This window comes from Methylobacterium sp. D54C, from assembly GCF_053345595.1.
Genome location: NZ_JBKFAK010000008.1, coordinates 74,223 through 94,245, shown reverse-complemented (window position 1 = coordinate 94,245; position 20,023 = coordinate 74,223). Strand labels below are relative to the sequence as shown.

20 protein-coding genes are annotated in these 20,023 nt (G+C 73.4%); 11 read left to right on the top strand and 9 right to left on the bottom strand.

The genetic code is table 11. The features are described 5' to 3' along the window. Window positions 1–64 precede the first annotated feature (64 nt). From tsaD to ACLBYB_RS17690, 3 genes are read left to right on the top strand one after another with little or no spacing between them, the layout of a single operon-like run. Window positions 65–1,129 carry a tRNA (adenosine(37)-N6)-threonylcarbamoyltransferase complex transferase subunit TsaD gene (gene tsaD, locus ACLBYB_RS17700; protein ID WP_091978264.1) on the top strand — a complete coding sequence of 355 codons (1,065 nt, stop codon included), beginning with the start codon at window positions 65–67 and terminating at the stop codon, window positions 1,127–1,129. Further along, window positions 1,126–1,983, top strand: a complete 858-nt coding sequence (locus ACLBYB_RS17695) for a GNAT family N-acetyltransferase (RefSeq protein WP_447699550.1) — start codon at window positions 1,126–1,128, stop codon at window positions 1,981–1,983. Before tsaD ends, ACLBYB_RS17695 begins: the two co-directional genes overlap by 4 nt. After that, window positions 1,980–2,978, top strand: a complete 999-nt coding sequence (locus ACLBYB_RS17690) for an NAD(P)H-dependent glycerol-3-phosphate dehydrogenase (RefSeq protein ID WP_091926355.1) — start codon at window positions 1,980–1,982, stop codon at window positions 2,976–2,978. Before ACLBYB_RS17695 ends, ACLBYB_RS17690 begins: the two co-directional genes overlap by 4 nt. A 25-nt stretch (window positions 2,979–3,003) precedes the next feature. On the opposite strand, the gene ACLBYB_RS17685 is transcribed toward ACLBYB_RS17690, so the two are convergent. After that, window positions 3,004–5,391 (bottom strand): bifunctional diguanylate cyclase/phosphodiesterase, encoded by a 2,388-nt coding sequence (locus tag ACLBYB_RS17685; RefSeq protein ID WP_447699549.1) that lies wholly within the window; start codon window positions 5,389–5,391, stop codon window positions 3,004–3,006. A 224-nt stretch (window positions 5,392–5,615) separates the two neighbouring features. Between ACLBYB_RS17685 and ACLBYB_RS17680 the strand changes: the two genes are divergently transcribed. Further along, window positions 5,616–6,032, top strand: coding sequence for an EVE domain-containing protein (locus ACLBYB_RS17680; RefSeq protein WP_447699548.1), 417 nt, complete (start codon window positions 5,616–5,618; stop codon window positions 6,030–6,032). A gap of 27 nt (window positions 6,033–6,059) precedes the next feature. Here the strand turns inward: ACLBYB_RS17680 and ACLBYB_RS17675 are convergent, their stop codons facing one another. Continuing rightward, window positions 6,060–7,595, bottom strand: coding sequence for a sensor histidine kinase (locus tag ACLBYB_RS17675; RefSeq protein WP_447699547.1), 1,536 nt, complete (start codon window positions 7,593–7,595; stop codon window positions 6,060–6,062). 284 nt (window positions 7,596–7,879) lie between these two features. Here ACLBYB_RS17675 and ACLBYB_RS17670 point away from each other — a divergent pair, with 284 nt between their 5' ends. The 5 genes from ACLBYB_RS17670 to ACLBYB_RS17650 all read left to right on the top strand — a co-directional run bounded on the left by ACLBYB_RS17670 (window position 7,880) and on the right by ACLBYB_RS17650 (window position 12,722). Beyond that, a complete protein-coding gene (locus ACLBYB_RS17670) occupies window positions 7,880–8,335 on the top strand; it encodes a (2Fe-2S)-binding protein (RefSeq protein WP_020093218.1) in 456 nt (151 codons plus the stop codon). A gap of 59 nt (window positions 8,336–8,394) precedes the next feature. Then, window positions 8,395–10,590 (top strand): molybdopterin cofactor-binding domain-containing protein, encoded by a 2,196-nt coding sequence (locus ACLBYB_RS17665; RefSeq protein ID WP_447699546.1) that lies wholly within the window; start codon window positions 8,395–8,397, stop codon window positions 10,588–10,590. Between the two features lie 137 nt (window positions 10,591–10,727). Continuing rightward, the gene (locus tag ACLBYB_RS17660) at window positions 10,728–11,345 is read left to right on the top strand and encodes a uracil-DNA glycosylase family protein (protein WP_056523320.1); all 618 of its coding nucleotides are present in this window, start codon (window positions 10,728–10,730) and stop codon (window positions 11,343–11,345) included. 276 nt (window positions 11,346–11,621) lie between these two features. Then, a complete protein-coding gene (gene pyrF, locus ACLBYB_RS17655) occupies window positions 11,622–12,314 on the top strand; it encodes an orotidine-5'-phosphate decarboxylase (protein ID WP_056523322.1) in 693 nt (230 codons plus the stop codon). A 63-nt stretch (window positions 12,315–12,377) separates the two neighbouring features. Further along, window positions 12,378–12,722 (top strand): DUF1330 domain-containing protein, encoded by a 345-nt coding sequence (locus ACLBYB_RS17650; RefSeq protein WP_447699545.1) that lies wholly within the window; start codon window positions 12,378–12,380, stop codon window positions 12,720–12,722. Window positions 12,723–12,730: 8 nt separating this feature from the next. Here the strand turns inward: ACLBYB_RS17650 and ACLBYB_RS17645 are convergent, their stop codons facing one another. Then, window positions 12,731–13,360, bottom strand: a complete 630-nt coding sequence (locus ACLBYB_RS17645) for a TetR/AcrR family transcriptional regulator (protein WP_020093213.1) — start codon at window positions 13,358–13,360, stop codon at window positions 12,731–12,733. Between the two features lie 152 nt (window positions 13,361–13,512). Between ACLBYB_RS17645 and ACLBYB_RS17640 the strand changes: the two genes are divergently transcribed. After that, window positions 13,513–14,283, top strand: coding sequence for a glucose 1-dehydrogenase (locus ACLBYB_RS17640; RefSeq protein ID WP_132367614.1), 771 nt, complete (start codon window positions 13,513–13,515; stop codon window positions 14,281–14,283). Window positions 14,284–14,374: 91 nt separating this feature from the next. On the opposite strand, the gene ACLBYB_RS17635 is transcribed toward ACLBYB_RS17640, so the two are convergent. The 4 genes from ACLBYB_RS17635 to ACLBYB_RS17620 form a co-directional block, all read right to left on the bottom strand. After that, window positions 14,375–14,572, bottom strand: coding sequence for a hypothetical protein (locus ACLBYB_RS17635; RefSeq protein WP_012318739.1), 198 nt, complete (start codon window positions 14,570–14,572; stop codon window positions 14,375–14,377). Between the two features lie 204 nt (window positions 14,573–14,776). Beyond that, entirely contained in the window at window positions 14,777–15,421 is a 645-nt protein-coding gene (locus tag ACLBYB_RS17630) for a cysteine hydrolase family protein (RefSeq protein WP_447699544.1), read from the bottom strand. Between the two features lie 96 nt (window positions 15,422–15,517). Then, window positions 15,518–16,027, bottom strand: coding sequence for a ferritin-like domain-containing protein (locus ACLBYB_RS17625; RefSeq protein WP_056523329.1), 510 nt, complete (start codon window positions 16,025–16,027; stop codon window positions 15,518–15,520). A 208-nt stretch (window positions 16,028–16,235) separates the two neighbouring features. Beyond that, window positions 16,236–16,835 (bottom strand): PAS domain-containing protein, encoded by a 600-nt coding sequence (locus tag ACLBYB_RS17620; RefSeq protein ID WP_100252078.1) that lies wholly within the window; start codon window positions 16,833–16,835, stop codon window positions 16,236–16,238. Window positions 16,836–17,591: 756 nt separating this feature from the next. Between ACLBYB_RS17620 and ACLBYB_RS17615 the strand changes: the two genes are divergently transcribed. Then, the gene (locus ACLBYB_RS17615; protein WP_447699543.1) at window positions 17,592–18,311 is read left to right on the top strand and encodes a hypothetical protein; all 720 of its coding nucleotides are present in this window, start codon (window positions 17,592–17,594) and stop codon (window positions 18,309–18,311) included. On the opposite strand, the gene ACLBYB_RS17610 is transcribed toward ACLBYB_RS17615, so the two are convergent. Next, complete coding sequence (locus ACLBYB_RS17610; RefSeq protein ID WP_447699542.1) at window positions 18,308–19,225, bottom strand: ABC transporter permease subunit; 918 nt, start codon at window positions 19,223–19,225, stop codon at window positions 18,308–18,310. The genes ACLBYB_RS17615 and ACLBYB_RS17610 overlap by 4 nt on opposite strands. Further along, window positions 19,222–20,013, bottom strand: a complete 792-nt coding sequence (locus tag ACLBYB_RS17605; RefSeq protein ID WP_447699541.1) for a taurine ABC transporter ATP-binding protein — start codon at window positions 20,011–20,013, stop codon at window positions 19,222–19,224. The genes ACLBYB_RS17610 and ACLBYB_RS17605 overlap by 4 nt, the downstream gene beginning before the upstream one ends. Window positions 20,014–20,023: the final 10 nt, after the last annotated feature.

The window sequence follows — 20,023 nt, the reverse complement described above, 5'->3', positions numbered from 1 at the left end:
GCCGGCCGCCTTCGCGCCGCCGCCGCCGCCGGATAGGATGAGCCCGGACCAAGGAGTTCCGCGCGTGCAGAAGACCGTGCTCGGCATCGAGACCACTTGCGATGAGACCGCCGCCGCGGTGGTGTCGGTCGACGAGGAGGGGGGCGCTCAGATCCGCGCCAACGAGGTGCTCAGTCAGATCGCCGAGCACGCGGCCTACGGCGGCGTCGTGCCGGAGATCGCCGCCCGCGCCCATGTCGAGGTGCTCGACCGGCTGATCGCCCGCGCCCTCGACCGGGCCGGGACCGGCTTCCGGGACCTCGACGGCATCGCGGTGGCGGCCGGGCCCGGGCTGATCGGCGGCGTGCTGGTCGGCCTCGTCACCGCCAAGACCCTGGCGCTCGTGACCCGCAAGCCCCTGCTCGCCGTCAACCACCTGGAGGCCCACGCCCTCACGGCGCGGCTCACCGACGGCATCGCCTTCCCCTACCTGCTGCTCCTGGTCTCGGGGGGCCACACCCAGCTCGTCGCCGTGCGCGGCGTCGGCGACTACGTGCGCCTCGGCTCCACCGTCGACGACGCCATCGGCGAGGCCTTCGACAAGGTCGCCAAGCTCCTGGGCCTCGGCTATCCCGGCGGCCCCGAGGTCGAGCGCGTGGCCGAGGCCGGCGATCCCGAGCGCTTCGCCCTGCCCCGGCCGATGCTCGGCCGCCGCGAGGCCGACTTCTCCCTCTCGGGCCTCAAGACCGCCGTGCGGATCGAGGCCGAGCGGATCGCCCCGCTGGCCGAGCGCGACGTCGCCGATCTCTGCGCGAGCTTCCAGGCCGCCGTGGTCGACGTGGTGGTGGACCGCGCCCGGGTCGCCCTGCGCGCCTTCTCGGACGTCGCCGGACGCCCGACCGCCCTGGTGGCGGCGGGGGGCGTGGCGGCCAACGGCGCCGTCCGGCGGGCGCTCGCGTCCCTCGCGGGCGAGGCGGGCCTGAGCTTCGTGGCCCCGCCCCTGCCCCTCTGCGGCGACAACGGCGCGATGATCGCCTGGGCCGGGCTGGAGCGCCTGCGCCTCGGGCTGGTGGACGACCTCACCGCCCCGGCGCGGCCCCGCTGGCCGCTGGCGGCCGCCCCGGCCCGCGCGGCGGTCCCGGCCGGATGAGCGCGGCGGACCGGCGTGCCCACTGGCGGGACCTGGTGGAGCGCCGCCTGCCCGGGGCCGCCCGGCCGGGCTGGCCGGTGCGGCTCGACCATTGCTTCGCCCGCATCCTCCTGGACCACGCCTGCGGCGGTGCCTGGCGCGACCATGTCCGCCCGCCCGCCCACGCCACCATGCCCCTCGCGCAGCTGGAGCTGGCGATCGCGCTCGGCGAGGCGGTGCTCGCGGGGCGCGCGGATCTCGCCCTCCTCAACCGCCGCTCGCTCGCGTGGCGCGGCAAGATCGCCCTCGCGCCGGTGCCCGCGGCTCTCCGCGACGGCGACCTGACCCTGCGCCGCTGGCGCCCGGAGGACGCGGCGCCGTTCGCGGCGCTCAACGCCGATCCGGCGGTGATGGCCCACTGTCCCCGGACCCGGACCGCGACGGAGAGCGAGGCCGAGGCCGGCCTCCTCGACCGCCGCTTCGTGGCGGACGGGTTCGGCCCCTGGGCCCTGGAACACGCGGGCCGGTTCGTCGGCTTCGCCGGCGCGATGCGGATCCTGCGGCCCCTGCCCTTCCCGGGCGGCGACCGGCCCGGCTCGACGGTCGAGCTGGCCTGGCGCCTCGCGCGCGACTCCTGGGGCCGCGGCTTCGCCACGCGCGCCGCGCGGCTCGCCCGCGCCGATCTCGCCGGGCGCTGCGGGATCCGCAGCGTCGTGGCCTTCACGGCGGCCGGCAACGGCCGCTCCCGCGCCGTGATGGAGCGCCTCGGCATGCGCGCGGCCGGGACATTCCCGCATCCGGCGGTGCCGGAGGGGCCGCTGCGCGACCACGTGCTCTACCGGCTGGACTGCGCCGACAGGGAGGAAGCGGCATGAGCGCCGAGACCCCGATCAACGTCGTCGGCGGCGGGGCCTGGGGCACGGCGCTGGCCAACGCCGCCGCCGGGGCCGGCCATCCCGTCACCCTCTGGCTGCGCGACCCGGGGGCCGCCGCCGCCCTGCAGGCCCAGCGGGAGAACCCGCGCTACCTGCCGGGCGTGCCGCTCCACCCGGCGATCCGGGCGACGGGCGAGGCCGCCGACCTCGCCCGTGCCCGGGCGACGCTCCTGGTCGTGCCCGCCCAGACCGTGCGCGGCGTGCTGGAATCCCTGCGCGGACCCCTGGCGACGGCCGGGCCGGTCATCCTCTGCGCCAAGGGGATCGAGCGCGGCAGCGACAGCTTCCTCAGCGCGGTGGCCGAGCAGGTCCTGCCGCCGGGAACGCCCGTGGCGGTCCTGTCCGGCCCGAGCTTCGCGATCGACGTCGCCCGCGGCCTGCCCACGGCCGTGACCCTGGCGGCGGCCGATGCCGGCCGCGCCGCCGCCCTGAGCGCGCTGCTGTCGGGACCGAGCTTCCGCCTCTACCACACCGACGACGTGCGCGGCGTCGAGATCGGCGGCGCCGGCAAGAACGTGCTCGCCATCGCCTGCGGGATCGTGGCCGGGCGCGGGCTCGGCGAGAGCGCCCGGGCGGCGCTGATCGCCCGGGCCTTCGCCGAGCTGATGCGCTTCGCCCGCACCTTCGGCGGGCGGCCCGAGACGCTGATGGGGCTCTCCGGCCTCGGCGACCTCGTGCTCACCGCCTCCTCGCCGCAATCGCGCAACTTCGCCTTCGGCCAGCGCCTCGGCGCCGGGGCGAGCCCGGCCGAGGCCGCGGGCGGCAAGCTCGCCGAGGGGGCGTTCACGGCCGCGGCGCTGGCCGGGCTGGCCGCCGCCAGGGGCATCGAGATGCCGGTGGCGGCGGCCGTCGCCGCCATCGTGGCGGGCACCGCCAGCGTCGACGACGTGATCGCCGGCCTGCTGGCCCGTCCGCTGCGCGGGGAGACCGACTGACGCCGGCCCCGGCCCGCAACCCGCGTCACGCCACCGAGGCCGCCGGCACAGCGTGGCCTTGTCCTTGGCCGTGGCCGTGGCCGTGGGTGTGGGCCGCGAAGCGCGCGATCGGCGCCGGCCGACCCAGCAGGTAGCCCTGGGCGAGGTGGCACTGCTCGCCGGCCAGGAAGGACAGCTCCTCGGCGGTCTCCACGCCCTCCGCCACCACGGCGAGCCCGAGGCCGCGCCCCAGCCCCAGGACGGAGCGCACGATCGCGGCCCCCTGCGGGTTGCTGTGGACCGCCCTGATGAACGAGCCGTCGATCTTGATCCGGTCGAACGGGAAGGCGCGCAGGTTCGACAGCGACGAGTAGCCGGTGCCGAAATCGTCCATGGCGATCCGCACGCCGAGGGCCTTGAGCTGGCGCAGGGTGAGGAGCGCCCGGGCCGGATCCCGGATCAGCGCGGTCTCGGTGATCTCGATCTCCAGGCGCTCCGCCCGCAATCCGGATTCGTACAGGGTCCCGTGGACGAACGGGACGAAGTGCGGGTTGTGGAGCTGCACCGCCGAGACGTTGACGGCGATCGCCAGCGGGTTCGGCCAGCCGGCCGCCGCCCGGCAGGCCTCCCGCAGAACCCAGGCGCCGATCTCGAGGATCGCCCCGGTCTCCTCGGCGATCGGGACGAACACGGCCGGTGAGATGCCGCCCCTGGCCGGATGGTGCCAGCGCAGCAGCGCCTCGAAGCCCGTGACCGTGCCGGACTCGATCTGGCTCTGCGGCTGGTAGACGAGCTCCAGCTCGCCCCGCGCCACCGCGTGGCGGAGGTCGTGCTCGAGCTGGCGCCTGTCGCGGATCTCGGCGCCCATGCTGGCGTCGTAGCGCCGGCAGGTGCCGCGCCCCTCGCTCTTGGCCCGGTAGAGGGCGGCGTCGGCGTGGCTCAGGAGCGCGCGCAGGTCCGCGGCGTCGTCGGGATAGACCGCGATGCCGATGCTGGTGGCGATCACCGGGCCGGAGGCGGCCGGCACCGCCGCCAGGGTGGCGAGGATCCGCTCGGCCAGCCGCTCCCCCTGTCCCTCCGCCTGCGGCGTCAGGATGGCGAACTCGTCGCCGCCGAGCCGCGCCATCAGCTGCTCGGTATCGAGGAGACCGCCGACCCGCAGCGCGAGGTCGCGCAGCATCGCGTCGCCGGCGGCGTGCCCGAACAGGTCGTTGACCTCCTTGAAGCGGTCGAGGTCCAGGCACAGCACCGCGAGCCGGCCGCCCTGGGCGTCCGCGGCGCGCATCGCGCGCTCGAGCCGGGCGTGGAAGCTCGTGCGGTTGGCGAGGCCGGTGAGCGCGTCGTGGTGGGCGAGGTAGTGGATCTCGCTCTCGGCCCGGCGCCGCGCGCGCAGGTCGCGCACCGCCACGGCGTGGTGCGGCAGGCGCCCGTACTCGGCGACCGGGCGCATGATCACCTCGACGGGAATGGGGGCGCCCGCCGCCGGGACGAGTTCGGTCTCCAGGGGCTGGTCGGCCGTCCCTGAGCCGGGCACGAGGTCCGGCAGGTAGGCGCTGAGGCTCCGGCCCGTCAGGAGGGCCGCCTCCAGGCCGGCGAGCCGGGCGAAGGCCTCGTTGGCGCTGACGATCTCGCCGCCGCGGCAGACGACGAGGCCCTCCACGGCCGCGTTGGCGAGGCTGCGCAGGCGCTCGCGCTCGAGATCGGCGCGGCGGCGCTCGCGCAGGTCGACCACGAGGGCGGCGCCGGCGAGCAGCAGAATCAGGCAGCTCGCCACCGCCACGGCCGCGGCGAGCCACCCGCTCCGGATCGCGCCCGAGGGGATCGCCACGGTGGGGTCGGGATGGAGGGTCACCGCGCCCATGCCGGCGAAGTGGTGGCCGCAGATCGCCAGGATCAGCAGCGCGGCGCCGCCGTACCGACCCCGGAACGTGGTGGCCGACAGGCCGACCACCAGGGCGGCGGCGCCGAGCCCCGCCCCGAGGCCGACCGAGACCACGACCAGCGCGGGGGTCCAGGCGAGGTGCCCCGCCACCTGATAGGCGGCCATGCCGGTGTAGTGCATCGTCGCGATGCCGCCGCCGACCACGGCGCCGCCGAGGCCCGCCTGGACCGCCCGGCCGGAGACGGCCAGGGCGAAGCCGAGCCCGGTGATCGCGACGGCGTCCACGTAGGAGAGGAGCGTCAGCCCGACGCCGTAGCCCGACGGCAGCCCGGGCTCGAAGGCGAGCATCGCCAGGAAATGCGTCGCCCAGATCCCCGATCCCCCGGCGGCGGCGGCCACCGCGACCCAGACGTAGCGGCCGCGGCCGCCGGTCCGGCCGGCATGGGTGAGGAGCTCGATCGCGGTGCCGCTCGCCAGCGCGCAGACCAGGGCCGCGAGGCCTACCAGCCACAGGTTGTGTTCGCCGATAAAGCAACCGATGACTGAGATCATGTATGCAACCGAAGATTGGTGCGTGACGCGCTATACGGCTATTTTTATGCAGAATTTAATATTTGCCCAAGGCTTGCGATAGCAGAGCTGCGGCGTTCTACGCGGGTTCTGCTTGACCGCCGGTCCCGCGCGCGGCCGGGGCCGGACCGGCCTGTTCCCGGGAGGCGAAGCTGGGCTATGGCGGGGCGCGCCGCCCGGCCGGGCGGTCTACTGGGACTTCAGCGATGGCGTACTGGCTGTTCAAATCCGAGCCCGCGACCTGGTCGTGGGATCAGCAGGTCGCGGCCGGGGAGGCCGGCACGCACTGGAACGGCGTGCGCAACCACCTCGCCAAGAAGCAGCTGATGGCCATGCAGATCGGCGAGGAGGGCTTCTTCTACCACTCGAACGAGGGCAAGGCGGTGGTGGGCATCGTGGCGGTGATCCGCGCCTACTATCCCGACCACACCGACGAGACCGGCCGCTTCGGCATGGTCGACGTCAGGGCCGTGCGGGCGCTGCCGAGCCCGGTCACGCTCGAGGCGATCAAGGCCGACGCGGCGCTCGCCGACATGGTGCTGGTCAACAATTCCCGGCTGTCGGTGCAGCCGGTGACCGAGGCCGAGTGGGCGCGGGTCTGCGCCCTCGGCGGTCTCGGCTGAGCCGGGGCGCGCGGCCCGACGGGCCGCTCAGGCGGCGCGGTTGAGGGGGCCGCGCACGGGGCCCACGAAGTCCGGCTCGACCTCGACCGGCGGCAGCGTGTCCATGACCCGGGCGGCCGGCAGGGTCACCACCACCTCGGTGCCCTCGCGGGGCTTGGAGGACAGCTGGAACTGCCCGCCGTGCAGCTCCACGAGGCCCTTCACGATCGGAAGGCCGAGGCCGGAGCCCTGCTCGGCGGTCTTGATCGCGAGCGAGCCGCGCCCGAACGAGGACAGGACCGTGCCGAGCTCGTCCTCGGGGATGCCCGGGCCGCTGTCCTTCACCGAGACGTACTGCCCGCCCGAGGCGGTCCAGCCGACCTTCAGCCAGATCTCGCCGCCCGGGGGCGTGAACTTCACGGCGTTCGACAGCAGGTTCAGGACGATCTGGCGCAGAGCCCGCTCGTCGGCCCAGAGCCGCGGCAGCGAGCCGTCGACGAGGTCGTGGAAGGTCTGGTTCTTCGCCTTGGCCCGCAGGCCCATCATGTGGCGGCACTCCTCGACCACGTGGGCGAGCTGCACAGGTTCCTCGTTCAGCTCGTAGCGCCCCGCCTCGATCCGCGACAGGTCGAGGATCTCGTTGATCAGGTTCAGGAGGTGCATCCCGCTGTCGTGGATGTCGTGCGAGTACTCGCGGTAGGACGGCGCCGTATGGGTGCCGAACACCTCGTTCTTCATCACCTCCGAGAAGCCCAGGATGGCGTTGAGCGGCGTGCGCAGCTCGTGGCTCATCGTGGCGAGGAAGCGCGACTTGGCGAGGTTGGCCTCCTCGGCCCGGCGGCGGGCCTCGTCCGAATTGGCCTTGGCCTGCTCCAGCTCGCCGAACACCGCGTCCTTCTCGGCGCGGGAGCGCAGGGCGCCCACCGTCGAGGTGTAGAGGCGGCGGGACAGGCCGAGGAAGAAGACCTGCGCCCCGCCGGCCATGACCACCAGCATCAGCAGGTCCATCCCGCGGGAGAAGGCCGCGAGCGAGGCGGTGGCGAGGGCCAGCGGCACCAGGGCGGCGACGGCGGCGAGCGGCACCGTCGCGGCCAGCATGGTGGTGACCGCGGAGGCGATGACGAGGCCGAACAGCGCGAAGGTCCAGCCGCCGGTGGTTCCGAGCCCGATCATCGCGGCCCACGACAGGCTCTGCAGCACCTCGCCGACCAGGAAGCGGCGGCGCCAGCGGGCGAGCGGGATCGTCGCCGGGTCGGCGCGGAGGAAGCGCCGGCTCAACGTCGTGTTGAGCGAGATCATCAGGACCACGCCGAGCGCCCAGATCGCCGCCACCGGCGGCGCGATCCAGAAGGTCGACGCCGTGGCCAGCACCGCCGCGAACCCCACCAGCGGGATGCCCGCGCCGACCCGGTACTGGGCGTAGTGGCGCAGCAGCTCGTAGTCGAAGGCCCGTTCGAGGCCGGTCCGCGAGGTCAGCTTCTCCCGGGCCGAGCGGATTTCCCGGGCGACCCCGCGGCGGCGCGCCGCCTCCTCCGTCGAGGGGCCGCGACCGCGCTGGACCATCTCGACGGTGAGATCGGACATGCGCGTCTTCAAACTCGGCTCGAATGCGCGGACGGGCGGCGGTGGCGGGGAAGCACTCCGTGAGGATGGGGCGGATATGTTAAGAAGCGGCTGCCGACATCCCTGCAATCTTAAGCATCGCGGGCTGTATCGAGACTGTCGTGCCGCCGGATCGACGTGCGGTGCCGCACATCGTGTCGGGGTCCGCGCCCGCTAGTCTCGGGTGGAGGCCCGCCGGCCCGAGCGCGGTCGCACGCCGCGATCCGGGGCGCCCGGACACGCGCGTCGAGAGAGGGTCGCCGACCATGCCGAATCTCACCGTCAACGGCGTCGCGCACGCGATCGACGCCGATCCCGACATGCCCCTGCTCTGGGTGCTGCGCGACCGGCTCGACGCCACCGGCACCAAGTACGGCTGCGGCATCGCGCAGTGCGGCGCCTGCACGGTCCACCTCGACGGCCAGCCGGTCCGGGCCTGCCAGACGCGCCTGGGCGATGTCGGCGCCGCGCAGGTGACGACCATCGAGGGCGTGTCGGGCCGGGTGGCCGAGGCCGTCCAGGCGGCTTGGCGCAAGCTCGACGTGGTCCAGTGCGGCTACTGCCAGTCCGGCCAGATCATGTCGGCGATCGGCCTGCTCTCGGGCAACGCCAAGCCCACCGACGCCGACATCGACGGTGCCATGGACGGCAACATCTGCCGCTGCGGCACCTATCAGCGCATCCGCGCGGCGATTCACGAGGCCGCGCGCAGCCTCGCCTGATCCGTCCCGGCGCCCACCTTCCCGCCCTCCCCCGCGGTCCCGACCGGAGCCTCGCCGCCATGCTGAACGCCCGTCGACCGAACCCCCTCCCCGTCCGTCCGAGCCGCCGCGGCCTGCTGGCGGGCGCCGGCGCCCTCGTGGTCGCGTTCCGGCTCGACCCGAAACCCGCCCGCGCCGCGCCCGGCCCGAACCTCGCCGACGTGAAGGCGCAGCCCAACGCCTTCGTGCGGATCGGCGCGGACGACACCGTCACGGTGGTGATCAAGCACCTCGACATGGGCCAGGGGAACACGACCGGGCTCGCCACGATCCTGGCCGACGAGCTCGGCGCCGACTGGCGACACGTCCGCACCGAGTTCGCGCCCGCCGACGCGGCGCTCTACAACAACACCCTGATGGGCCCGATCCAGGGCACCGGCGGCTCGACCGCGGTGGCCAATTCCTGGTTCCAGCTGCGCAAGGCCGGCGCGGCCGCCCGCGAGATGCTGATGGCCGAGGCCGCCTTCCGCTGGAAGGTGCCGGTCTCCCAGATCACGGTCGCCGACAGTCTCGTGCGCCACGCCCCGTCCGGCCGGCAGGCCCGGTTCGGGGAGCTCGCGGCCTCGGCCGCCTCGCTGCCGGTGCCGTCCGAGCCGCGGCTCAAGGACCCGAGCGAGTGGACGCTGATCGGCCAGACGGTGCCGCGCCTCGATTCCGTCGCCAAGACGAACGGCACGGCGGTCTACTCCCTCGACATCCGCCGCCCGAACCAGGTCACGGCCCTCGTCGCCCGGGCCCCGCGCTTCGGCGCCACCGTGAAGAGCTTCGACGCCGCGGCCGCCCGGAAGGTCGCGGGCGTCCTCGACGTGGTGCAGGTGCCGACCGGCGTGGCGGTGATCGCCCGCGACACGTGGTCGGCCATGAAGGGCCGCGAGGCGCTGACCGTCGCCTGGGACGACAGCACCGCCGAGACCCGCTCGTCCGACGCGATCCTGGCCGAGTACCGCGAGCGCGCCAAGGGTCCCGGCCTGACGGCCTCCGAGCGCGGCGACCCGGAGGCGGCGCTCAAGGGCGCCGCCAAGGTCGTCGAGGCCGAGTTCACCTTCCCCTACCTCGCCCACGCGGCGATGGAGCCCCTGAACGCCACGATCGAGAAGGGGGCCGACGGCGGCTACGACGTCTACGCGGGCTTCCAGTTCCAGACCGTCGAGCAGGCCACCATGGCGGCGATCCTCGGCGTGACGGCCGACCGGGTCCGGCTGCACAGCAACTGGGCCGGCGGCTCGTTCGGGCGCCGGGCGACGCCCACCGCCGACTACCTCGCGGAAGCCGCCACCGTCTTCAAGGCGTCCGGCGAGAAGGCCCCCCTCCACCTCGTCTGGACCCGCGAGGACGACATGGCCGGCGGCTATTACCGCCCGACCGTGCTGCACAGGGTCCGGGCCGGCATCGACGGCAAGGGCGCGGTGGTCGGCTGGGACCACGTGATGGTCGGCAAGTCGATCATGATCGGCTCGCCCTTCGAGGCGATGATCGTCAAGAACGGCATCGACGCCACCACCGTGGAGGGCGCCTCCGACACCGCCTACGCGCTGCCGGCCTACCGGTTCGGCGTCCATAACGGCCGCGAGGGCGTGCCGGTCCTGTGGTGGCGCTCGGTCGGCCACACCCACACGGCCCACGTGATGGAGGTGATGATCGACGAGCTGGCCCACGCCGCCAACGTCGATCCGGTCGCCTACCGGCTCTCCCTCCTGACCCAGGCGCCGCGGCTGGCCGGCGTGCTCAAGCTCGCCGCCGAGAAGGCTGGCTGGAGCGCCAAGCCGCAGGACCAGGGCCGCGGCCTCGGGGTGGCGGTCCACGAATCCTTCGGCTCCTACGTCGCCATGGTGGCCGACGTCACGGCGCACGACGCCGCGATCCGCGTCAACCGGATCGTGGCGGCGGTGGATGTCGGCGTTCCGGTCAACCCGGACGTGATCCGCGCGCAGGTCGAGGGCGCGGTGGGCTTCGCCCTGTCGGCGGTGCTGCGCAACCGCATCACCCTCAAGGACGGGCAGGTGCAGGAGCACAATTTCGACGCCTACGAGCCGACCCGGATGAGCGAGATGCCGAAGGTGGAAGTGCACATCGTGCCGAGCCAGGCGGCGCCCACCGGGATCGGTGAGCCGGGCGTGCCCGTGCTCGGGCCGTCGATCGCCAACGCGGTCTTCGCCGCGACCGGCCGGCGCCTGCGCTCGCTGCCGCTCGACCTCTCCGGCGTGAAGGGCGCGTGAGGAAACGCACGTTCCGCCGGCCCGGATCGGCGTAGGAAGGGTGGGCCTTCCCCCCAAGGCAAGAGACCCGACTGACGACGGCGCGGCGCGACACCGCGCCGTTTCTTTTTCGCGCGCCGCGACGCCATCTCCGGGCCATGCCCGCCTTCGACGACACCGCCGCGCGCCTACGCGCCTGCCGCCTCTGCCGCGACACGCCGCGCTACGGGCCGCCCCTGCCCCAGGAGCCCCGGCCGATCGTCCAGGGCTCGGCCACGGCCCGCCTCTGCATCGCCAGCCAGGCCCCCGGCACCCGCGCCCACCGCACCGGGCAGCCCTTCACCGACCCGTCGGGCGTGCGGCTGCGCGCCTGGCTCGGCCTCGACGCGGCGCGGTTCTACGATCCCGCCCGGGTGGCCATCGTGCCGATGGGGTCGTGCTTCCCCGGCCTCGACGCCAAGGGCGGCGACCGGCCGCCCCGCCGGGAATGCGCCGAGCGCTGGCGGGCGGAACTCTTCTCCGGCCTGCCGGACCTGGAGCTGATCCTGGTGATCGGCCAGTACGCGCAGGGCTGGCACCTCGGGCGGATGGAGGGCGGCCTCACCGGGACGGTGCGGCGCTGGCGGGAGATCCTGGCCGAGCCGCGCCGCCCCCGGGTCCTGCCCCTGCCCCACCCGTCCTGGCGCAACAACGGCTGGCTGAAGCGCGAGCCCTGGTTCGAGGCGGAGCTGCTGCCGGTGCTGCGCGCCGAGGTGGCGCGGGTGATGGCGGGGTGAGGGGCCATCGGGGCCTCGTCCCGACAGCGACGACATGCGCGTGCCAAATCGCTCGGGACTGAAGGGGCGCGCCCGTCCTTGCGAGCGCAGCGAAGCAATCCAGCGACACATCAAATCCGAGACCGGCGCGCCGCCCTGGATTGCTTCGCTGCGCTCGCAAGGACGGCGCGGGTCGGGGCGCGCACGGCGGGTCGGGGACGGCGTCGCCCGGACCCGCCCGCATTGACAGGCATCGCCGGCGCGTGATCCGTGCCGCGACCCCCGAAGGACGCGCCGATGACCGAGATTGCCGACCCCCGCGACCGCCTGATCGTGGCCCTCGACCTGCCGAGCGTGCAGGCCGCCGAGGCGCTGATCGACCGGATCGGCGACGCCGCGACCTTCTACAAGATCGGCTACCAGCTCGGCTACGCGGGCGGCCTCGCCCTGGCCGAGCGGCTGGCGGCCCGCGGGCTCAAGGTCTTCCTCGACCTGAAGCTCCACGACATCGGCAACACCGTCGAGGAGGGCGTGCGCTCGGCCTCGGGCTCCGGCGCCACCTTCCTCACCGTCCACGCCTACCCGCAGACCATGCGGGCGGCGGTCCGCGGCCGGGGCGCGGGACTCAGGATCCTCGCCGTGACGGTGCTCACCTCCTACGACGACGCCGACGCCGCGGAGGCCGGCTACGGCCTGCCGGTGGCGGAGCTCGTCGCCAAGCGCGCCGCGCAGGCGGCCGAGATCGGCATCGACGGCCTCGTCTGCTCGGCCGCCGAGGCGGGCGCGGTCCGGCGCGTCGTCGGTCCGGACCGGCTGATCGTCACCCCGGGCATCCGCCCGGCGGGCGCCGCGGCCGGCGACCAGAAGCGGGTCATGACGCCGGGCGACGCCCGCCGGGCCGGGATCGACCACGTGGTGGTCGGCCGCCCGATCACCGGCGCCGCCGACCCCCGCGCGGTGGCGCGGGCGATCGTGGCGGACCTCGCCTGATCCGAGCGGGATTGCCTTCGGGCGGAGCGGTCCCACTTCGCTCCGCAGGGCAGGAGACGCAGCATGACCAAGGGCTACTGGATCGCGCGGGTCGATGTCCGCGACGGGGAGGCCTACAAGGACTACGTGGCGGCCAACGGCGCGGCCTTCGCCAAGTTCGGCGGCCGGTTCCTCGTGCGCGGCGGCGCCCACGAGGCGGTGATGGGCCCGGCCCGGTCCCGCAACGTGGTGATCGAGTTCCCGAGCTACGCCGACGCCCTCGCCTGCTGGAACTCCGACCTCTACCAGGCCGCCAAGGCCAAGCAGCGCGGCGGCGTCGAGGCCGAGATCCTGGTGATCGAGGGCTATGACGGGCCGCAGCCCAGCGCCTCCGAGCCGGCGCCGGAGGCGGGGCCGGCCTCCGAGTAGGCGGCGCGCTACGGGAGCGACCCGCGCGGCGCGAGGCTCCGCAGCAGGAACGCCGTCATCGCCGCCATGGGCGGCACCGGCTGGAGGGTGGAGCAGCCCACCAGCAGCGGGTGGGTGTAGCGGGCGATGGCGACGTGGACGCAGGCGGCCGCCTCGGCGGGATCGGCCGCCTCGAACTCGCCCCGCGCCACCCCGTCGCGGATGATCCGCTCGAACCCGGCGGTGATCCGGGCGACGTGGTGGCGGCAGACGTCCCAGCTCTCCGCCATCGCCGCCTCGATCATCTCGTGCAGGCGGGGAAACGTCTCGCAGCGCCGGGTGGAGTCGCGATGCAGGGCCTCGATCGCCGCCGCGAGGCGCGCGGTGGCGTCGAGGCCCGGCCGGTCGGCGATGCCGAGGATCACCGCCTCGCTCTCGCCGATCAGCCGCTCCAGCACCGCCTCGTTGATCGCCTTCTTCGACTCGAAGAAGCGGTAGACGTTGGCCGGGCTCATCTTCAGCGTCCGGGCGATGTCGGCCACGGTCGTCTTCTGGTAGCCGATCTCGCGGAAATACGTGCCCGCCGTCGCGAGGATGCGGCTCCGCGTGTCGGGCGCGCACTCCTCCGCGAGCGAGCGGGTCGTATCTTCGAGGGACATGCGACCTCACTAGGCCATGCGGCGGCGGGGCGTCAAAGACGCGAACCCGGATCGGGTTCCCCTGCGGCGGCTGCGCGCGCCCGGAACCGGCCCGGCCGGCGCCCATTGCCCAGGCACCCCGCCGCGACGGCGGCGTCAGCGAGAGATCCGCGATGCGCTTCACCGACACCCGCGCCCTGGTCACCGGGGCCGATTCCGGCATCGGGCAGGCGACCGCGGAACTGCTCGCCCGCGCGGGCGCCGACGTGGCCATCACCTATCACAGCGACGCGGAGGGCATCCGCGAGACCGCCGCGCGGGTCGAGGCCGCGGGCCGGCGGGCGCTGGTGCTCCAGCTCGACGTCGGCGACCCGGCGGCGGTCACGGCGGCCTTCGACCGCATCGGCAGCGAGTTCGGCACCCTCGACATCCTCGTGGCCAATGCTGGGCAGGCCATGAGCGGGATGCCGGTCGCCGAGATGGACGACGCGGTGCTGGAGCGGATCCTGCGGGTGAACCTCATGGGGCCGCTGTTCTGCGCCCGCCCCTTCATCCGGATGCGCCGGGCCCAGGGCGGCAACGGGAAGATCGTATTCGTCTCCTCCGTGGCCCAGCACCTGCCCACGCCGGAGAGCGCCCCCTACGGCATGTCGAAGGCCGGGCTCGGCTCCCTCTGCCGGTCCCTGTCGCGCGAACTCGCGGAGGACCGGATCAACGTCAACAACGTCGCCCCGGGCCTGATCGAGACGCCGATGACCGCCGACCGGTTCGAGAAGCCGGAGGTTCTCGACGAGTCCCTGGAGCGGATCCCGTGGCACCGGGCCGGCCAGCCCGAGGAGATCGCCCGGGCGATCCTCTACCTCGCCTCGGAGGACGCCGCCTACGTCACCGGCCACACCCTGGTGGTCGATGGCGGCCTGACGATGCAGTGGGGCGGCGCCTGAGCGGCGCCCGGAACGACGAAGCGCGGCGCAGGGGTCACGCCCGGCGCCGCGTCGAAGGGTCTGCGATCTGCGGCTCGCGCGTGGCCGCGCCTCAGGAGCCGAACTGCGAACCCAGGCGCTCGAGGTACTCGGCCAGATCGACGCCCCCGACGCGCTTGCCGTAGTCGAAGCGCATGCCCTGGCGGATGTCGACGCTCGCGTCCCGCGTGGTCAGGGTGAAGGGACGGACGCAGACCCAGGCCCCGTCGCGGCGGTGCTCGAAGTAGCCGAGGATCTCGTGCTTGGCCATAACCTTTCCTCCGGAACCCTGTTCAGGAACATAACGGTCTCACCGGCCACCGGTTCATGCGCCGCGACTGTTTTTCGCGTGCGCGGTCGCACGGATCGAGTGTTCGTGAGCCGGGGTGGCCGGCGGAGCCGGGCCGAGAACTCGCCTTGAGCTTGTCCATTACAGATCGGATGCTCGGGCCCGGCGGGAGGGCGCGCGGCCGGCTCAGTGCCAGCGGTCGAGGATCTCGGCGGTCGTCATCGTCTCGACCTGGTGGCCGTAGCGCATCCGGTACATCAGCAGGAGGGCGTCGTGCGCCTCGTCGCAGGAACTGCACAGGCCGTCGGTGGCCAGCACGATCCGGTAGCCGAGATCGACCCCGCCGAGCACGGCGGCCAGCACGCAGACGTCGGTCTCGGCGCCTGTGACGATCAGCGTGTCGACCCCCCGCGCGCGCAGGCGCGCGTCGAGACCCGTCTCGAGCCAGGGCGAGTAGACGGTCTTGTCGACGATCTCGGCGGGCGGAGCCAGTCGGGCGAGGTCCGGGACGAGGTCGATCAGGCCCGGGTCGAGGCGCTCCCGGGTCATGCCGGCCCAGCGCCGCGAGTAGGTCGCCCAGGTCCCGCGGCCCTCGCCCGGCCGGGCGGCCGGGATGAAGCGGGTGAAGACGGTCCGCTCCGGATGCGCCGCCGCGAGGCGGCAGACATGGGGCAGGACGCGGTTCATCCACGGGGTCTGCCAGTCGGTGGGCTCGGCGAACATGCGCTGCATGTCCACGCAGAGGTGGACGCAGTCCGGCCCCAGGGCTCCGCCGGAGGATCCCGGCTCCGGCCGAGGGCTGTCCGTCGAGGGGCGGCTTCCGGTGTCCATGGGCGCGCGATCAGACCGGGTCAGCGTGGCTCGGGCGGGGGCGAAGGTGGACGAAGGGCCGTCCCCGCCCGGTCTCGGGGCGGGGACGGCGGGACCTCAGCGGTCGGCCTTGGCGCCGGATACCGTCAGGGAGAGGTAGCGCTCGGTGGTCGGGCGGATCAGCTTGCGCACCGCCTCCGCCATGGCCTGCTCCTCCTTGAGGGACTGCTCGAACGCCGTCCGGTGGCCCTGCTGGCCGGCGGCGTCGCCGATGGTGAGCAGCGACTCGTAGGCGGCGATCTCGAAATTCTCGAAGGCGTGGTTGGCGTAGGTGTTCTTCAGGATCTCGTCCTGGGCCGGCGTGTGACCCAGCGCCATCATGTTGCCGACGAAGCCCAGGAAGCCCTCCTTGAGGGTCGAGGGGCTGTCGCCCAGGCTCTGGAGCGCCTCCTCCAGCCGGTGGCGCTGCCCGTGCGTCTCCTCGATGTGGCGGCGCAGGGCCTGCTCCATCTCGGGATAGCGCTCCAGGCGCTCGACCTGCCGCTCCATGATCTGCAGCGCCTGCATCTCCACAGCATGGGTGTTCTTCAGGGCCGTGACGTAGATCTCGCGGGCGTCCGTGGTCATGGCGTTCACCTCTCAGCAGTTGTGAGCGCGGGGCTCATTCAACCGGCAAACACGGGTGCCGCACGGCCAAGTTCCGGTCGGAAGGTCGCAGGCGCGGGGGGCGCCGGTCCCGGACGGGCCGCACGAGACCGGACAGCCGGTGCCGGTCGACGAAGCCGGGGCGGCGCGCATCGAGCGGACGATCCGCGACCTCCGGCAGCTGCCCCGCTCAGTGCAGACCGCCGCTGCGCTCGGCGCGCTGGCGCTCCGCGAGCCGCTTGCCGATCTCGAGGAGCAGCGTCTCGGTCAGCGCCACGAGGGCGGTGTCGCCGAGCACCGAGACCGTGTTGTGCAGCGACAGGCAGAGGTCGGCGGTGCGGCTGAGGGCGTCGTCGATCGTGTCCCCGTCGCGCTCCGCGAAAGCCGCGCCGGCCGCCTTGCTGTCCGAGATCTCGACGATCACGCCCCGTCCGGTGGTCGGCCGCCCGTCCTGGTCCAGGTAGAAGTGCCCGCGGGTGAACAGCCACCGCAGCCGCCCCTCCGGCGAGCAGACGCGGTACTCCGCCGTGTAGGAGCCGCCGGTCCGGACGCAGTCCAGAATGACCTGCGAGATGTGGGGCTGATCGTCCGGATGGACGGCCTTCAGGAGCTCCGCGAGGCTGACCCCGACCCGCGACCGGGCCGGGCTGATGTTGAACAGCAGGGCGCTCACCGGATCGGCCCGCGCCTCGTCCCGGAGGATGTCCCACATCCAGAAGCCGACGCCGCCCGAGGCTTCGAGCGCCGCGACGAGCGCCGCCTCGGATACGACGTCGTCCGCGTGGTCCATCCGAGACCTCCCCGATCTCACCGCAACCAGAGGCGACGCTGCGCGACGATTGTGATCCTGCAAAATCCATTATAGCCCAATACAAATTCCCGTAAAGATCTTGTATTCAAATATATGTGTTGTCTCGCCGTGCCCGGTTCGCCTGCCCTAGGCTTCCGTCAGAGTTGAGCGGCGGACTCGAAGGGAATTTTTTTCTGCTGGCCGCCGCGACGTGCCGTCCCTCCACTGGCCGACACCTGACTCCGCCGGCAGGGACGGGGCGAGGCCCAGCGTCCAGGCCCAGCGTCCTGGCCGAGGGGCCCGGGACGTCCCGGTCCGGGCCGGAGCTTGCGCGCCCTGCGCGTCCGCGCGGGCGCTGGACGCGGTTCGTCAGCGCAGCGAGCGCATCAAATGAGGGCGACCGGCGAGCGGGCCGACGCGATCAAGGACGGGTTGGTTCTGCCGACCTCCACGTCCGCTGCCTGGTGGGCCCCACATCTTGTCGGGACGCGGACGTGGATGCAGAGCCGCGCGCGGGCCGGCCCGTTCCTCCGATCCGCAGGGTCTCCGCGCGGACCCATCCGCCGCGCCGTGAACCCATGGCCCCCTTCGTCCCGGCGGCCTGTGCAGTAATGGCGCAACTTGCGCCATCTTGTGCAGCTATTTATCCAGATGAATGATTGACGAATCCGGCTCTATCGGCTCAGATAATGCGCCTGATGGCGTTCGGACCGGCTCTCAGGTGTCGTCTGGCTCGGGTCGGCAAGGTTCGGTCCCATGAGCTACATGTTCAAGGTCCCCTCCGGCGCCGTGGCGGGGGCGATCGCGCAGCAGATCACGTCACAGGGCTACGCGGTTCTCGAGGACTACGTGAGCCCGGAGGACCTGCGCGTCGCGCAGGCTTTCGTCGCGCGGGCGGTCGCCGCGAAGGGCGGTGAGTACGCGGGTTTCACCGGGACGAAGGATCTCGGCGGCACGTTCCTGGCCGCCCTGCCGGACGACCCGACCTTCAACGCCCTGTGCCGCGGCATCTACGAGAGCGCCGTGGGACGGCCCGCGCCGGATGTCGGCTACTACCAGATCCTGCGCTGTCTGGCGGGACATGGCGCCAGGACGCACTCGATGCGCTTCCACTTCGACTCGTACGTGCTCACGGCCCTCGTCCCGGTCACGATGCCGGACCACGGTTCTCCGGGGCGCCTGATCATCCACCCGAACACCCGCGCACTGCGTCGAAGCTACCTCCGCAACCTTGTCGACAAGGCGCTGGTCGACAATCCGCTCGCGCAGAAGCTCCTGACCCGCGCCTACGACCGCGGCAGCGACCGCGTGATCCGCCTGTCGCTGAAGCCGGGAAGCCTGTACTTCTTCTGGGGCTACCGCTCGCTGCACACGAACGAGCCCTGCGCGTCCGACGCGATCCGGGCCACGGCCCTGCTGCACTACGTCGATCCGCACGCGGGCAGCCGGCTCAAGCGGGTGCTGCGGCGGCGCTAGTGTCGGCCCTTCCAGGGCACCAGCACGCGCTCCAGGCCCCGCATCCCGAGCTCGAACAGGCCCGCGAACAGGCCGATCAGCAGGATGCCCATCACCACCACGTCGGTGCGCAGGAAATTGGAGGCGTTGAGGACGAGCTGGCCGAGCCCGGCCTGGGCCGCCACCATCTCGGCGGCCACCAGGGTGGTCCAGCCCACGCCCATGCCGATCCGCAGGCCGATCAGGATCTCCGGCAGCGCCGCCGGGAAGACCACGTGGCGCAGGACCTGCCAGCGGCTCGCCCCGAGGGCGCGCGCGGCGTTGATCTGGTCGACCGAGGCGGAGCGCACCCCCGCCCGCGCGGCGAGCGCCACCGGGGCGAGGCAGGCGAGGAAGATCAGCAGCACCTTCGACAGCTCGCCGATCCCGAACCAGATGATCATCAGGGGCAGGTAGGCGAGCGGCGGCAGCGGCCGGTAGAACTCGATCGGCGGGTCGAGGATGCCCCGGGCGATCCGGCTCGTGCCCATGGCGAGCCCGGCCGGGATGCCCACCAGGGCGGCGAGCGCGAAGGCGCCGAGGACGCGCAGGAGGCTGTCGCCGATGTGGAGCCCGAGCGGGGCTCCGTCGATCTCCCCGCGCCAGGCCTGACCGAAGGCCGCCAGGACCGCCTCCGGCGGCGGCAGGAACAGCGGCTTCACCCAGCCGGCACGGGTGGCGACCAGCCAGAGGCCGAGGGCTGCCAGCACCGTGGCGGCGCTGACCGTCGGCACCAGGATCCCGCGGCGGCGGCGGATTCCGGTGCGCGCCAGCGGGGCCGCCGCCGGAGCCGGGGCCGGGACCGTGTCCGGGATCACGTCCGGGATCACGTCCGGGATCACGTCCGGGATCACGTCCGGGACCGCGTCCGGCGCGGCGCGGGGCAGACCGCTCATCGGACGGCCTCCGGTGCCGCGCCGGCGCCGCCGCGGATGCGCGCGAGCACGCGCTCGCGCACGGCGATGAAGGCGGGGTCCGACTTCACGGCCCGGGCGTCGCGGCCCTCGACGAACGCCCGGGAGAAGGGCAGGTCCAGCGTCTCGACGATGCGGCCGGGCCGCGGGCTCATGATCACCAGCCGGGTGGCGAGGAACACCGCCTCCTCGACGTCGTGGGTGATGAAGAAGGCCATCTTGCCGGTCCGGTGCCAGATCCGGAGGATCAGCTCCTGGATCTGCTCGCGGGTGAAGGCGTCCAGCGCGCCGAGCGGCTCGTCCATCAGCAGGGCGCGCGGGTCTCCGGCGAGCGCCCGGGCGAGGCCGACCCGCTGCTGCATCCCGCCCGAGAGCGCGTAGACCTTCCGGTCGGCGCAGTCGGGCAGGCCGACGAGGTCGAGCGTCGCCAGGGCGATCCGCCGCCGCTCCGCCCGGGGCACGCCCCGCATCTTCGGTCCGAAGGCCACGTTCTCGGCGACGTCCAGCCAGGGCATCAGGGCGTGGCGCTGGAACACCACGCCCCGCTCGGCTCCCGGACCCCGGACCGGCGCGCCGTCGAGGAGGATGCGGCCCTCGGTGGGCGCCAGGAATCCCGCGATCGCCGAGAGCAGGGTGGTCTTGCCGCAGCCCGAGGCGCCGAGCGCCACCACGAACTCTCCGGGACCGATGGTCAGGTCGATCCCCGACAGCGCGGCGACCGCGTCGGCGCCCTGCCCGTAGCGGACGCTCAGGTTGCGGATCTCGATCATGGGCCCTCCG